Source organism: Pantoea sp. SGAir0180 (genome assembly GCF_043546245.1).
Map to the genome: position 1 here is coordinate 1,549,052 of NZ_CP028071.1, position 14,913 is coordinate 1,563,964.

Annotated in this window: 15 protein-coding genes; 9 read left to right on the plus strand and 6 right to left on the minus strand. The window is 55.1% G+C overall.

Translation table 11 applies throughout. The features are described from left to right. Positions 1-34 precede the first annotated feature (34 nt). A complete protein-coding gene (gene tyrR, locus C1N58_RS07260) occupies positions 35-1,606 on the plus strand; it encodes a transcriptional regulator TyrR (protein ID WP_394564731.1) in 1,572 nt (523 codons plus the stop codon). Positions 1,607-1,648: 42 nt separating this feature from the next. Here the strand turns inward: tyrR and tpx are convergent, their stop codons facing one another. After that, entirely contained in the window at positions 1,649-2,152 is a 504-nt protein-coding gene (gene tpx, locus C1N58_RS07265) for a thiol peroxidase (protein ID WP_006119290.1), read from the minus strand. Positions 2,153-2,304: 152 nt separating this feature from the next. Between tpx and ycjG the strand changes: the two genes are divergently transcribed. After that, positions 2,305-3,288 (plus strand): L-Ala-D/L-Glu epimerase, encoded by a 984-nt coding sequence (gene ycjG, locus C1N58_RS07270; RefSeq protein WP_033741785.1) that lies wholly within the window; start codon positions 2,305-2,307, stop codon positions 3,286-3,288. On the opposite strand, the gene mpaA is transcribed toward ycjG, so the two are convergent. Next, the gene (mpaA, locus tag C1N58_RS07275) at positions 3,263-3,970 is read right to left on the minus strand and encodes a murein tripeptide amidase MpaA (RefSeq protein WP_039340227.1); all 708 of its coding nucleotides are present in this window, start codon (positions 3,968-3,970) and stop codon (positions 3,263-3,265) included. The genes ycjG and mpaA overlap by 26 nt on opposite strands. Before the next feature lie 154 nt (positions 3,971-4,124). Between mpaA and C1N58_RS07280 the strand changes: the two genes are divergently transcribed. The 3 genes from C1N58_RS07280 (at position 4,125) to C1N58_RS07290 (ending at position 7,261) form a co-directional block, all read left to right on the plus strand. After that, the gene (locus C1N58_RS07280) at positions 4,125-5,744 is read left to right on the plus strand and encodes a peptide ABC transporter substrate-binding protein (protein ID WP_226375491.1); all 1,620 of its coding nucleotides are present in this window, start codon (positions 4,125-4,127) and stop codon (positions 5,742-5,744) included. A gap of 116 nt (positions 5,745-5,860) precedes the next feature. Then, on the plus strand, positions 5,861-6,844 hold the full coding sequence (zntB, locus tag C1N58_RS07285; RefSeq protein ID WP_006119281.1) for a zinc transporter ZntB: 984 nt from the start codon (positions 5,861-5,863) through the stop codon (positions 6,842-6,844). Between the two features lie 288 nt (positions 6,845-7,132). Then, positions 7,133-7,261 (plus strand): hypothetical protein, encoded by a 129-nt coding sequence (locus C1N58_RS07290; protein WP_255421282.1) that lies wholly within the window; start codon positions 7,133-7,135, stop codon positions 7,259-7,261. A gap of 54 nt (positions 7,262-7,315) precedes the next feature. Here the strand turns inward: C1N58_RS07290 and ttcA are convergent, their stop codons facing one another. Together ttcA and C1N58_RS07300 are read right to left on the minus strand one after the other, a co-directional pair. Beyond that, positions 7,316-8,251: a tRNA 2-thiocytidine(32) synthetase TtcA gene (gene ttcA / locus C1N58_RS07295; protein WP_394564732.1), complete on the minus strand. Its 936-nt coding sequence runs from the start codon at positions 8,249-8,251 to the stop codon at positions 7,316-7,318. 430 nt (positions 8,252-8,681) lie between these two features. Then, positions 8,682-9,338 carry an MgtC/SapB family protein gene (locus C1N58_RS07300; RefSeq protein ID WP_006119272.1) on the minus strand — a complete coding sequence of 219 codons (657 nt, stop codon included), beginning with the start codon at positions 9,336-9,338 and terminating at the stop codon, positions 8,682-8,684. 183 nt (positions 9,339-9,521) lie between these two features. Here C1N58_RS07300 and C1N58_RS07305 point away from each other — a divergent pair, with 183 nt between their 5' ends. After that, on the plus strand, positions 9,522-9,797 hold the full coding sequence (locus tag C1N58_RS07305; protein WP_039340234.1) for a putative hemolysin: 276 nt from the start codon (positions 9,522-9,524) through the stop codon (positions 9,795-9,797). Positions 9,798-9,829: 32 nt separating this feature from the next. On the opposite strand, the gene C1N58_RS07310 is transcribed toward C1N58_RS07305, so the two are convergent. Then, complete coding sequence (locus tag C1N58_RS07310) at positions 9,830-10,822, minus strand: 2-hydroxyacid dehydrogenase (protein ID WP_394564733.1); 993 nt, start codon at positions 10,820-10,822, stop codon at positions 9,830-9,832. Positions 10,823-10,975: 153 nt separating this feature from the next. On the opposite strand from C1N58_RS07310, the gene C1N58_RS07315 reads away from it, so the two are divergent. The 3 genes from C1N58_RS07315 to C1N58_RS07325 are packed head-to-tail and all read left to right on the plus strand — an operon-like array spanning position 10,976 to position 14,114. Continuing rightward, entirely contained in the window at positions 10,976-13,597 is a 2,622-nt protein-coding gene (locus tag C1N58_RS07315; protein WP_394564734.1) for a YdbH family protein, read from the plus strand. Continuing rightward, positions 13,594-13,782 carry a YnbE family lipoprotein gene (locus C1N58_RS07320; protein ID WP_006119266.1) on the plus strand — a complete coding sequence of 63 codons (189 nt, stop codon included), beginning with the start codon at positions 13,594-13,596 and terminating at the stop codon, positions 13,780-13,782. Before C1N58_RS07315 ends, C1N58_RS07320 begins: the two co-directional genes overlap by 4 nt. Before the next feature lie 11 nt (positions 13,783-13,793). Continuing rightward, complete coding sequence (locus tag C1N58_RS07325) at positions 13,794-14,114, plus strand: YdbL family protein (RefSeq protein WP_033741770.1); 321 nt, start codon at positions 13,794-13,796, stop codon at positions 14,112-14,114. A gap of 72 nt (positions 14,115-14,186) precedes the next feature. Here the strand turns inward: C1N58_RS07325 and azoR are convergent, their stop codons facing one another. Next, complete coding sequence (gene azoR / locus C1N58_RS07330; RefSeq protein WP_006119264.1) at positions 14,187-14,786, minus strand: FMN-dependent NADH-azoreductase; 600 nt, start codon at positions 14,784-14,786, stop codon at positions 14,187-14,189. Positions 14,787-14,913 lie beyond the last annotated feature (127 nt).

Below are 14,913 nucleotides of genomic sequence, written 5' to 3' on the forward strand. Positions count from 1 at the left end.
TATCGCCGGATAATAAACGGATAAGGCCCACGCAATGCGTTTAGAAGTGTTTTGTCAGGACCGAATCGGCCTGGCGCGCGAATTACTGGATCTTTTGGTGGCGCGCGGAATCGATCTTCGCGGCATCGAAGTGGCCTCATCAGGCCGCATCTATCTTAATTTCTCCACGCTTGAGTTTGAGCAGTTCAGTAACCTGATGGCAGAAATCCGTCGCACGCCGGGCGTAACGGATGTTCGCACGGTGCCCTATATGCCTTCAGAGCGGGAGCATCGGGTACTGAGCGCCTTGCTGGTTGCCATGCCCGAGCCGGTTTTTTCTGTTGATCTCAGAAGCAAGGTAGAACTGGCCAACCCGGCCGCGCAAAACCTGTTTAATCTGGATGAGAACAAGATCCGCAATGTGAATGCCGACCACCTGATCAACGGTTTTAATTTTGGCCGCTGGCTGGAAAACGAACGTGTCCAGGCGCAGGCGCAGCATGTGGTCATTGAAGGGCGCGATTTTCTGATGGAAGCCCATCCCATCTATCTGTCTGCCGACAGCGAACAGCAGGATCAGCTGGTAGGTGCGATGGTAATGCTGAAGTCCACCGCCAGGATGGGGCGTCAGTTACAAAACCTCGTGGTGACGGACGAAACGGAGTTCGATCATATCGTCGCCGTGACGCCCAAAATGCGTCAGGTGGTGGAGCAGGCACGTAAACTGGCGATGCATGATGCGCCATTACTGATTATTGGTGATACCGGCACCGGTAAAGATATGCTGGCCCGTGCCTGCCATTTACGCAGTGCGCGTGGAAAAATGCCGTTTCTGGCACTTAACTGCGCTTCACTTCCCGATGATGTGGCGGAAAGTGAGCTGTTTGGTCACGCGGCGGGCGCGTATCCCAATGCGCTGGAAGGCAAAAAGGGCTTTTTCGAACAGGCCAATGGCGGCTCGGTGCTGCTGGATGAAATTGGCGAAATGTCGCCCACGATGCAGACCAAGCTGCTGCGCTTCCTGAATGACGGCACCTTCCGTCGCGTCGGGGAAGAGCATGAAGTGCATGTCAACGTGCGCGTCATTTGCGCCACGCAGAAGAATTTATTCGAACTGGTGCAGCGTGGCGAGTTCCGGGAAGACTTGTTCTATCGCCTTAACGTCCTGACGCTTAACCTGCCGCCGCTGCGCGAGCGTGTGCAGGACATCATGCCGCTGACGGAAATGTTTGTGGCGCGTTTTGCCGATGAACAGGGGATTCCCCGACCACGCCTTTCTTCGCAGCTCAACGCGTTTCTGGTGCGTTACAACTGGCCGGGCAATGTGCGTCAGTTGAAAAACGCGCTGTATCGGGCGCTGACCCAGCTCGAAGGCCACGAATTGCGCCCTCAGGACATCGTACTGCCGGAACAGGCGCTCGATGTGTCGCTGGGAGAAGAGGCGATGGAAGGGACGCTGGATCAGATTACCCGTCGCTTTGAACGCTCCATCCTCACGCGTTTGTATCTTTCTTATCCCAGTACGCGAAAACTGGCAAAACGGCTTGGCGTTTCGCACACGGCGATTGCCAATAAGTTGCGGGAATACGGGTTAGGGCAGAAACGCGGGGACAGCGACGGCGAATAACAACACAGCGGATAAGCGGGCGCTTATCCGCTGTGTCCCGTCTTATTTCAGTGCGGCAAGCGCAGCATCATAATCCGGCTCGGTGGTGATCTCATTCACCAGCTGGCTGTACAGCACGTTGTCATGCTCATCCAGCACGATGACGGCACGCGCGGTCAGGCCCTGCAGGGCACCGTCAGCAATTTCCACCCCGTAATCCTGTTTGAACTCGCCACCGCGCAGCGTGGACAGCGTGACCACGTTATTCAGGTTATCTGCGCCGCAAAAGCGCGACTGAGCAAACGGCAGATCGGCTGAAATGCATAACACCACGGTATTATTCAGTTCGCCCGCCAGTTGGTTAAATTTACGTACCGAAGACGCACACACGCCAGTATCGACGCTGGGAAAAATATTCAGAATCTTGCGTTTTCCTGCATACTCAGAGAGTGAGACATTCGCGAGGTTTTTGGCCACCAGCGTAAAAGGTTTAGCGCTATCGCCGGGCTGCGGAAACTGGCCAGCAACCGCTACCGGGTTGCCCTGAAAGTGAACAGTCTGAGACATACGAATTCCTTCTAATGATGTTATCTGACAAAAAAATAGGGCATCAGTACAGATATAGCCTTTGTTTATGACATAAATTTTAAGGGTTTACGAGTGTAATTGTTGCCTGAATTTAAATGACAGTGATGAATCGCTGACAACAAGGAGCGCTAATGAGGACGGTAAAATGTTATCCCGAAGCCTGGCCGTTGCATACGCCGTTTGTCATCGCGCGCGGCAGCCGCACTGAAGCCAAAGTCGTGGTGGTGGAAATTGAAGAAAACGGAGTAAAAGGCACGGGAGAAGCCACGCCCTATACGCGCTATGGCGAAAGCGAAGCGCTGGTGCTGGAGCACATCGCGACGGTGATGCCCCAGCTTCAGCAGGGCCTGACCCGCGAGGCACTGCAAACGCTGTTGCCCGCAGGGGCCGCCCGAAATGCCATTGACTGCGCGCTGTGGGATCTGGCCGCCCGGCAGCAGCACCGCACGCTGGAACAGGTCGTCGGCATTGCACCGATCGCGTCAGTGGTCACCGCACAAACGGTCAGCATTGATACACCAGAGGCGATGGCCAGCAGTGCCCAGGCACTGTGGCAGCATGGCGCAACGCTGCTCAAAATTAAAATGGACAACAACTTTATCACCGAGCGCCTGATGGCGATCCGTGCGGCGGTGCCCGACGCCACGTTAATCGTGGATGCGAATGAGTCATGGCACGCCGAAGGGCTGGCGGCACGCTGCCAGCTGTTAGCCGATCTGGAAATCGCTATGCTGGAACAGCCGTTACCGGCTGGAGAAGACGAGGCGCTGGCAAATTTTATTCACCCTTTACCCATCTGTGCCGATGAGAGTTGCCACACGCGGGAAAGCCTGCCCGCGCTGCATGGGCGCTACGACATGGTGAATATCAAGCTTGATAAAGCCGGTGGACTGACGGAAGCGCTGGCGCTGGCACAGGCTGCGCGCGATCAGGGCTTTACGATGATGTTGGGCTGCATGATCTGTACGTCCCGGGCGATTCGCGCCGCCTTGCCGCTGGTACCTATGGTGCGCTTTGCCGATTTGGATGGTGCCACCTGGCTGGCTGTCGATGTCGAGCCCGCCCTGAAGGTACAGAACGGAGCATTAATCACGGCTGCCAGCGCAGCAGATTAACCATCACCTCCAGCCACGTTTCCGTCGCCTCATCTACCGCAATGACGGGCATCTCTGCGGTCACGCACGGCAGACTCAGGTCGTGACACCAACTGCCAAAGGAGCCGGGCGTGGCATAGCCCACGCTGCTGACGCGCGGCAAACCCGTCTGCGCGGCCAGCCAGGCACCGACCTCGGCGTGATGCGGATCGTCGATACAGGCCAGCGGCTCATGCCAGGAAACCACCCAGGCCGGTTTTAGCTGATGAATCAGGCTGCATAATGCCTGGGTTTCCGGCTCTGAGGCGGGATGTGCCCCTGTCGAAAGCGTCACATCCCGCGCGTCTGCCGCGCTGTTCCAGCGGTACACCGTTTCACCTGACTGCCAGTTAGCCGCCGGGAAGTTACGGTTCAGGTCAACGCCATTAGCATTCGCCCGCAGCCCCAGCTGGCAGCCGTCGGGATTGACCGCCAGAACAACGTGATGACGGCGCAGGCCGTCAGGCAGGGTGCGCAGCGCCGCAGAAAGGGCCGCAATCGCGGCGTTTTCATCACCGTGCGTGCCAGCCAGAATCAGTCCACTGTTGCTGTCAGTCTGATTGGCGGGAAACCAGAGCAGCGGGGCACCCAGAACGGAACGCCCGTATTGCTGCCAGGAAATAGCCAGTTTTCCGCGCTGTGAGCGGGGATGCATTGACGGCATAGTGACATTCTCCAGAGGGTTTCCTTAAAAGTAGCGGAAAAGCCGCCGGGGGAAAATAGCTATTTATCAATCAGCAATTTGCGATAAAGTGGCCGGTAACAGGCTGACTCAGTGAGACGCTGATGCAGCACTTCTTTATCGTAAAGGGGTGAACATGATTATTCGCTTTTCTCCAACGCTAACCGCCCTGAGTCTGCTTAGCGCCACCTTACCCGTTTTTGCCGCAGAGGTGCCCGCAGGCGCGCAGCTCGCCGCAAAACAAGAGATTGTCCGTCACATCAAAGATGAGCCTGCGTCACTTGACCCGGCTAAAGCCGTGGGACTGCCCGAAATCCAGGTGATGCGCGATCTCTACGAAGGGCTCACCAGCCAGGATGCTCACGGGAAAATTGTGCCGGGCGTGGCACAAAGCTGGAGCAGCAGTGATAACAAAGTCTGGATTTTCACCCTACGCAATAATGCACGCTGGTCTGATGGCGAGCCCGTCACTGCACAGGATTTTGTCTACAGCTGGCAGCGCGTAGTGGATCCTAAAACCAGTTCGTCTCAGGCCTCTTTTGTCGCGCTCAGTGGTTTAAGTGAGGCGGACGCTATCACTAAAGGGACGACAACACCGGACAAACTGGGCGTCACCGCGCTGGATAAACACCGCCTGAAAGTGACGCTCTCGCGCCCGGTGCCCTGGTTTCCGGCCATGGTGTCTAATGTGGCTTTCTATCCCGTCCCGCAACGTGTGATTGAGAAAGAGGGCGATCAGTGGACACAGCCCGGCAAGCTGGTCGGAAACGGCGCTTACCAACTTGACAGCCGAGTGGTTAACGAAAAAATCGTACTGGTGCGTAATCCCCGCTACTGGGATAACGCGCACGCCGTGTTAACTAAAGTGACCTTTTTGCCCATCAACGAAGAATCCAGCGCCACCAAGCGCTACCGCGCGGGCGATGTGGACATTACCGAATCGTTTCCTAAAAACATGTATGCCCTGCTGAAAAAGACGCTGCCGGGGCAGGTTTATACGCCGGATCAACTCGGAACCTACTATTACGCGTTTAATACGCAGCAGGGCCCTACGGCCGATGCGCGCGTACGCAAAGCGCTGTCATGGAGTATCGATCGCCAGGTTATCGCGGACAACGTCTTGGGCACGGGTGAAAAACCGGCCTGGCACTTTACACCAGATGTGACCGCCGGATTTAAACCGCTGCCTGCCTTGCAGCAACAGCATAATCAACAAGAGATGGACGCGCAGGCCAGAGCGTTGCTGGCGGCGGCAGGATACGGGCCGGCGAAACCCCTGAAGCTGACGCTGCTGTATAATACGTCTGAAAGCCACCAGAAGATTGCCATTGCGGTTGCATCCATGTGGAAGAAGAATCTTGGCGTGGACGTGAAGCTGGAAAATCAGGAGTGGAAAACCTATATCGACAGCCGTAACTCTGGACGCTTTGACGTCATCCGCGCCTCCTGGGTGGGGGACTACAATGAGCCGTCGACCTTTTTAACTCTGCTGACATCCGGCAACAGCAGTAATATCCCGCGCTTCAAAAATGCCGAATATGATGCCGTGATCGCCAAGGCGAGCATGGAAACCAGTGACCAGGCCCGCAATGCAGATTACAACCGGGCCGAACAAATCATTGCGGAACAGGCCCCCATCGCGCCCATTTACCAGTACACCAATGGCCGCCTGATCAAGCCGTGGGTGAAAGGCTATCCAATCACCAACCCGGAAGACGTCGCCTACAGCCGTGAACTGTGGATTGAGAAACACTGATCTAAGGCGGCCTGCCTTGGGCCGCCTTCTGACATCTTTGTACACAGGCTCAGGATTGCAACTCAACACCGCCACGCTAGACTGTATCGTATTGATTTTGATAGCGGGGTAACGGTGTGGACGGTGTGAAAGGAAAATCGCTTCAGGTAACAGATGCCATCATTTCCTGCCAGTTGGATGGAAAGGGCGGCATGATACCGATTGATGAAACCCAGGTGCTGCACGATGAGCATCCCTGCTGGCTGCATCTCAATTATACCCATCCCCGCAGCGCTGAATGGCTGCAATCCACGCCTCAGATCCCGGATGCCGTGCGTGATGCGCTGGCCGGTGAAAGCATGCGGCCTCGCGTGTCCCGGTTGGGGGACGGTTTTATGATTGTCCTGCGCAGCGTGAACCATAACAGCGATGCGCGCCCTGACCAGTTAGTGGCAATGCGGGTGTTTATTAATGATCAGCTCATTGTGTCCACCCGGCGACGTAAAGTGTTTGCCGTGGATGAAGTGCTGACCGATCTCGAAAACGGTAACGGCCCGGTCAACTGTGGCAGCTGGCTGGTCGAGGTCTGCGATGCGTTAACCGGTCACACCAGCGAATTTATCGAAGACCTGCATGACAAAATCATTGAACTCGAAGATGCCTTACTGGACCAACGCATTCCCCCGCGGGGTGAACTGGGCCTGCTGCGCAAACAGCTGATTGTGATGCGCCGTTACATGGCTCCACAGCGTGATGTTTTTGCCCGGCTCGCCAGTGAAAAACTGCCCTGGATGGACGACAGTGAGCGCCGCCGCATGCAGGAGATTGCCGACCGGCTGGGGCGCGGCCTAGACGATCTGGACGCGGGCGTAGCCAGAACGGCCGTGCTGGCCGATGAAGTCGCCTCGGTAATGGCCGAATCCATGAATCGCCGCACCTATACGATGTCGCTGATGGCGATGATTTTTCTGCCCGCTACCTTTTTAACCGGGCTGTTTGGTGTCAACCTGGGCGGCATTCCCGGCGGCGGATGGCGCTACGGCTTCAGCGTGTTCTGTATTTTACTGGTCATACTGGCGTTAGGCGTGGCGGGGTATTTACGTAAGCGGCGTTGGCTTTGACAGACAAAGCCTGTGAATTGCCTTAGTGACAGAGGGCTTAACAGAAGTAAAGCTGATCGACATCAATACCTGCCGGAGGCAACTGACGCAAACTCTCTCCCGCAGGTGAATGCAACGTCAAGCGATGGGCGTTGCGCTCCATATTGTCTTACTTCCTTTTTTTGAATAACTGCATAGTACAGTTGATTCGACCTACGCCGGCCTTGTTGCCGGCTTTTTTTTTACCTGCTGGCTGAAAGGCCTAATCTTTCCTAAGCTTAATGTTCATTCGCTACAGAGGAGCACGGTATGAAGGCGATACATAACAGCGAGCCGATTCCAACCGATCCGCCCCCCATTCCTCAGCCGCAACCCGATCCGCCACCGGATCCGGAGTTTCCGCCGATAATGGACCCGCCGCCTCACCGCAACGTATAAAAAAAGGGCATGCGTTTACGCGCATGCCCTTTACCTTTAATGTATTCAGCAGTGTTATTTAATCTCTAAAACATCAAGGCGTTCACTGACATCGGGTGCATCGTCTTCATCGCTGCGCCAGCCAACCGGATTCACCGGCAGGGTTTCGCGATCGAAAGCGAGATCGCCGCCATCCACCACCGCATCCCCGTGCTGAATGCCTTTGAAATCAAACAGATTCACGTCGGCCATGTGTGACGGCACGACGTTCTGCATCGCGCTGAACATGGTTTCAATCCGGCCCGGATAGCGTTTATCCCAGTCGCGCAGCATATCTGCCACCACCTGACGCTGCAGGTTAGGCTGCGAACCACACAGGTTACACGGGATAATCGGGAACTGACGCGCTTCGGAGAAACGAATGATATCTTTCTCGCGGCAGTAGGCCAGTGGACGAATGACAATGTGTTTCCCGTCATCGCTCATCAGCTTCGGTGGCATGCCTTTCATCTTGCCGCCGTAGAACATATTTAAAAACAGCGTTTGCAGGATGTCATCGCGATGGTGGCCCAGCGCAATTTTGGTACAGCCCAGCTCTGTGGCTGTGCGGTACAAGATGCCACGACGCAGACGCGAGCACAGCGAGCAGGTGGTTTTGCCCTCTGGAATCTTCTCTTTAACGATAGAGTAGGTGTCTTCCTCGACAATTTTGTACTCAACACCTTGCGCCTCAAGATATTCCGGCAGGATGTGCCCCGGAAAGCCGGGTTGCTTCTGATCAAGATTGACTACCACCAGACTGAAACTTACTGGCGCGCTCTTCTGCAGGCTACGCAGGATCTCCAGCATGGTATAGCTGTCTTTACCACCAGACAGGCAAACCATGATGCGGTCGCCTTCTTCGATCATATTAAAATCGGCAATGGCCTCGCCTACGTGACGACGCAAACGCTTCTGGAGCTTGTTGAGGTTGTATTGTTCTTTCTTGTTAATTTCTTGATTTTGCAGCATTACGTCGCTTCTCAATAATCAAAGGGGCACATTTGAGCCTGTTGCCGTGCCCCCTGATTTGCTTTATGACAGGTTATCACCCGCCGAAGATTGTCAGCAGGCAAAGTATGCCGCGTATGGTACGGATTACGCGTGCAATTTCCAATATCAATTATCGTTAAGCATAAACCTGATGGTGACTGACCACGATATTTTGCCTTCCGTCTTATTTTTGCCAACTGCACTGGCAAGAGAGATAAGATGAAAAGCAGAGAATAAACACGGTCAGATAAAGGCGTTATTCACGCCGACAATAAGCCGCAATGAAAGCAGAAATGAAGATCTCATGGTGAGGGTAAGGATATGTCTACTGTCGGGTGGGATTTATCCCGCCCGACAAGAGCATCTACGCTTTTATCGTGCGGAAGCGGCACAACGCAGCATCCATGTCCTACATCATCTCCAGCGACTGCACGCCCTTTACTTCCATGATTTTGTCATACAGATGCGCATCGCTGGATTTCCGGGAGAGGGTAACCTGAACGCTTAATTCACATAAACCGCTTTCCTCGTCCCGGTTAATGACAGAAATATTGCCATAGCGGATGCCTTCGCGTTGCATGACCAACAGCACCAGCGGCACGCTTTTCGCCTTGAGATAAACAATTAACGTATGGTGTTTACCAATCAGTAAATGACTCAAACGGCGGAAAACCTCGAGCACCACCAGAGCCAGCACGGTGCCGTAAATGCCGATTTCATACATGCCGCTCCCGATGACCAGGCCGATTGCGGCGGTAACCCAAAGCCCGGCTGCCGTCGTCAGGCCTTTAACCACCTGTTTCTGGATCAGAATCGTTCCGGCACCCAGAAAACCCATGCCGCTGACAACCTGTGCCGCGACGCGGCTGGGATCGAGTGCAACGTGATCCTTCATCAACATGTCGGCAAAGCCATATTTAGACACCAGCATAAACATCGCACTGCCAATCCCCACCAGAATATGAGTGCGTAATCCGGCTTCTTTGGCACGCATCTGACGTTCCAGGCCAATCAGACCGCCCAGAATGCCCGCCAGCGCGATACGAATCAGCATATCCATTAACATTCTTTTTCTCCGTTCGACATCATGGTTAAACTATATTCCGCCACGTGACTATGTGATAACAGGATAATTCTGCTTGTAATAGGTCAGGATATTTTTTGTAAAAAGCTATTTCTTCTCTCGACCCCGTGTCAGGGCTGACATATTCTTGCTTAGCCTTTAACTCACCTTCCCGGAGTCTGATTGATGAAAGCCGCGACTTTTCTGCTGGCTGGTGCCGCGTTGTTATTGTCTGCCTGCAGCAGTAACAGCGATGACAACGAGCCGCCACAACAAGCTACCGCCGCCCACGTTCAGCCACGTGTGGTTATGTCTGCAATGGCGGAGGCCAGTTGTGCCAATGCAGGGGGAACGCTGGCGTTTTCAAATCAACTGGACGGCTCGCGCATCGGCATGTGTCAGTTAGTCAACGGACGCCGCTGCAGCGAGCAGGCATTGCTCGGCGGTAACTGCGCCCGCTAAACGCGGAGGCCGGCTGTGACCGGCCTGCGTTATCAGGCCGTCACCCGGTTCGGACAGTCTTCGCCACGATGAAGCTGGCTGAGGTTTTCCAGCGTGGTTTCTGAAATCGCCGTCAGAGCTTCAGCGGTCAAAAAAGCCTGATGGCCTGTGAACAGCACGTTGTGGCAGGCTGACAGGCGGCGGAAAATATCATCCTGAATGACATCATTCGATTTATCTTCAAAGAACAAATCCCGCTCATTCTCATAAACGTCCATGCCTAACGCGCCAATTTTTTGCTGCTTAAGTGCATCAATGGCGGCCTGAGAATCAATTAACCCACCCCGACTGGTATTAATAATCATGACGCCATCGCGCATCTGCGCAAACGCGTTAGCATTAAGCAGATGATGGTTTTCCGGCGTTAACGGGCAATGCAGTGTAATCACATGCGACTCGGCAAACAGGGTTTTCAGATCGACATATTCCGCGCCCAGCGATAACGCCTGTTCCGAAGGATAGGGATCGAAGGCCAGTAAACGCATGCCAAATCCTTTTAAGATGCGCAGGGTGGCTATGCCTATTTTGCCGGTGCCAATAATGCCGGCGGTTTTGTTATGCATATTAAAACCGGTCAGGCCGTCCAGCGAAAAATTCGCATCGCGGGTGCGTTGATAGGCGCGATGAATACGGCGATTCAATGTCATCATCAGGCCGACGGCATGTTCAGCGACGGCTTCCGGGGAATAGGCGGGCACGCGAACCACTTCCAGACCCAGTTCAGCCGCGGCTTTCAGATCGACATTATTAAATCCGGCGCAGCGCAGGGCGATAAATTTCACCCCCAATGCCGCCAGTTCCTCCAGCACCGGGCGGCTACCGTCGTCATTCACAAAAAGACAAACCGCATCACAGTCTACGGCAGTCTTGGCCGTGCTTTCGCTCAGCAAAAAATCATAAAAGACCAGATCGAAACCATACTGTTTATTGACCTGTTCAAAATATTTCTGGTCGTAGTGTTTAGTACTGTATACGGCGATTTTCATCGTGGTGCTCCTGGAAAAGGGATGCAACAAGGATAACGTTTTCTCTTACTTTTTGCTGACACCTCTTTAACCTTACCGGTCAAACCTTCACCTTCGGCGTGTTACGTGCCATCATTACGCCCAGGATATTGAAAAAAAAGGAGTCTTGTTTTCATGCCACGGAGTTTCCGTCGACGCCTGGCCGCGATTCTGGCGCTGATTTTATTGCTGCTGGGATTACTGCTAACCCTTACACAGTGGCTGCCGCGTCTGGTGGGCCTCTGGCTACCTGCAGGCACGCGCGTCGAACTGGAAAACAGCCCACGCTGGCATGACGGGCAACTCATTTTTCCGTCTCTTCATTATTTAGCCGGTGACTGTCGCCTGGCGAGCGTCAAAAACGCGGCGCTGGGCCGGCAACAGTCGCGCTGGACGCTCAACGCACAACAGGTCACGTTGCAAAGCGAATGCCTGCAACAGCTGCCCGAATCACAAACCGCCTCAACCGCACCGAAAACGCTGGCAGAGTGGCAGGCCATGCTGCCGGGCGCAGATATTCACATTGATAAGCTGACGATCTCGCCCTGGCAGGACTATGCCGGTGGCCTGGATTTGACCCTCAATAAAGCCAGCCAGCAACTGCATTACCGGGGCGATAATTTACAGCTTGAGGCCACGCTGGAAGGTCAGCAGCTGATGGTCAGACAATTGACGATCACCCATCCGGCGCTTCCCGAGCCGCTCAGCCTCAAAGGTCATTTTGAACTGCCGCAATACGCTAACGGCCTGCCGGTTAACGGCGAGATCGCGGGCGCGCTGGCCCTGGACGGGTTTCCGCAACCGCTAAAAGCGGCACTGAGCTGGCAGCATGAAAGCGGCCTGCTGAACATCACCACAGCGGATGCTGCCCGTCCCTTGCTGCGTCTTCCGTGGCAGGCCAGCCGTGACCGCATCACTATTGAGAAGGGTGAATATTACTGGCCACTCACGGCGCAGCCCTTGTCGGGCTTTGTGACGCTGACGCTGGATAACTGGCAGGCCGGGCTGGATGCCACAACGGTCACTGGTCGCCTTAACCTGCTGACGCAGGGGCGGGGCGGCAAAGGCAATGTCGTTCTGGGCATAGGTCCCGGTCATCTCAGCCTGACGCAAAGCCAGCTGCCGTTACAACTGACCGGCGACAGTAAATTTGCTGCCATGCAGCTGTTCGGCAGTATTCCTGGGCAACTGACCGGATCATTACTGAATCCCGAACTGATTGTTAAACCCAACGCACTGTTGCGTCTGCGCGGGCGTTTACTTTCAACGCTGAACGTGGATGAAGCGCGCTGGCCGCTGGCGGGGGTGCGCTTATCGTCCCGGGGCATTTCTGGACGCCTGCAGGCCATTCTGCGCGCGCACGATCCCAGCTTTGGCCGCTTCACCCTGCATCTGGACGGCGGGGCCCGTGACTTCTGGCCGGATACGGGTGAATGGCGCTGGCGCTACTGGGGAGAAGGCGAGATGCATCCGTTACAGGCGAAATGGGATGTCAGGGGAACCGGTGGCTGGCGCGGCACGCTTATCCATCTTGATACCTTGTCGACCGGTTTTAACCAGATGCAATACGGCAGCGTGCGGGTGGAAAAGCCGCGTTTAATCCTGACTGCCCCGGTGAACTGGCAGCGAGAGGCGGACAATCCTTCCTTTGACGGAAAATTTCAGATGCAGGCCGGTCAGACACACTTTAGCTACGGGGGCTGGCTGGCTCACTCAACGCTGGATTTTGCCGCCCGCGGGCGCGATCCCGGTCATTTTGTCTGGGGCGGCGAACTGAAAGCCGGCAAGGTCGGCCCGGTACGGGTTAACGGGCGCTGGGATGGCGAGCGCCTGCGCGGTCAGGCCTGGTGGCCCACGCAGTCGCTGACGGTTTTTCAGCCGTTGCTCAGCCCCGATCTGAAAATGAAAATTCGCGCGGGCGAACTGCGCGCTCAGGTGGCGTTTTCTGCCGCCGCTCAGCAGGGTTTTCACGCGGGCGGACACTGGACGGTGAAAAACGGCAGCGTCTGGACGCCAGACAGCCAGATTAACGGCATCGATTTCTCGCTGCCATTCCGTCTGCAAAACCAACAGTGGCATTTTGGCTTGCATGGGCCGGTTTCATTGCGCATCGCAGAAATCAAGAATCAGTTTGCCATGCAGAATATTCAGGCTGACTTACAAGGCGCCTGGCCATGGCGGGAAAACGATCCGCTCTGGTTGCAGGATGTCAGCATGGATCTGCTGGGCGGGAAAATTACGATGCCGTCTCTGCGGATGCCACAGCACAGCCCGGCGCGCGTGTCGCTTCGGGATATCAGCCTGAGTAAACTCGTCAGCGCGATTAAACCCAGGCAGTTCGCGATGTCGGGCAGGGTGAATGGCGAATTACCGCTGTGGATCACGAATGCGCGCTGGATCATCGAAAATGGCTGGATTGCCAACAGCGGGCCGCTGACCTTCCGGATGGATAAAGACATGGCCGATGCCATCACCGCAAATAATATTGCGGCAGGCGCCGCGATGGACTGGCTGCGCTATATGGAGATTTCGCGTTCCTGGGCCACGCTGAATCTGGATAATCTGGGCGAACTGACCATGGTCGCGCAGGTGCAGGGCACCAGCCGTTTCAGCAACCGCAACCAGACCGTAAATTTAAACTATCGTCATCAGGAAAACCTGTTCCAGTTGTGGCGCAGCCTGCGCTTTGGCGATAATTTGCAATCCTGGGTGGAGGAAAATGCCACTCTGCCGTCGAAAAAGGAACCCTCACCATGAGCCTCAGGGCCTTACTGCTGCTGATAGCCGGACTCCCGCTGACGGGCTGTGTACCGCGCATCGAAGTTGCCGCGCCAAAAGATCCGATTACCATCAACATGAATGTGAAAATCGAGCATGAGATCCACATTAAAGTGGACAAGGATGTGGAAGCGTTACTGAAAAATCAGAGCGACCTGTTTTGAGGAGAGTCCGCATGAAACGCATCGGCATCACATGCTTACTGGCCCTTACGATGAGCCTGCCCGCCTGGGCATTGACGCTGGATGAAGCCCGTCAGTCAGGCCGGGTGGGAGAAACACTGTCAGGATATATTGCGCCGCGCGCAGATGACAGCGACACGCTGGCACTGGTTAAACGCATTAATGACGGTCGTGCTGCACAGTATCAACGTCTGGCAGAGCAGAACAACCTGACAACGGATGAGGTGGCCAGAATCGCCGGACAGAAGCTGGTAAACCGTGCCGCAGCGGGGGAATATGTACGCGGCATCAACGGACAGTGGCTCAGGAAATAGCCGGGCGACAACGTTGTACGGCAGGCATAAAAAAACCGGGCTCAGCCCGGTTTTCCAGATAAGATCGGCGAATCAGGCCGCAACGATGTGTTTGATCGCGTCTTTTGCTTCGGCGGTGGCTTTTGTCGCGACTTCCGGGCCATAGGCAATGCCTTCGGCAAACACAAACTCAACATCAGTGATACCGATAAAGCCCAGGAACAGCTTGACGTAAGGAGTCAGCAGGTCAGAAGCGGTATCTTTATGAATGCCACCACGGCTGGACAGAATCACGGCGCGCTTGCCTTTGACAAGGCCTTCCGGGCCGGCTTCGGTATAACGGAAGGTCACGCCAGCACGGGCGATCAGGTCGAAATAGTTCTTCAACTGCGTAGGAATGTTGAAGTTGTACATTGGGGCAGCAATCACCACCACATCATGTGCCTGCAGCTCTGCAATCAGCGCATCAGACAGTGACAAGGCTTCCTGCTGACGCGGAGACAGCGGCGCATCGGAAGGACGCAGCGCGCCCACTAACTCACCATCCAGCACCGGTACCGGGTTTTCTGCCAGGTCACGCACGGTCACCTGATCGCCTTTGGCCTTTGCCTGCTCAGCATAGAAGTCAGCCAGCTGACCAGATTGTGAATAGCCTGCAAGAATGCTTGATTTCAGAACTAATACTTTGCTCATCGTAGTTTCCTGTCTGTTACGCGGAAGGCTTTCCGCTCAATGGCTTACACTTTACAAACATTGAACGGAGCGGGAAAGCGCAATATTTCGAGAGCTATATTCGAATTAATTGAACAACCCGTCATGC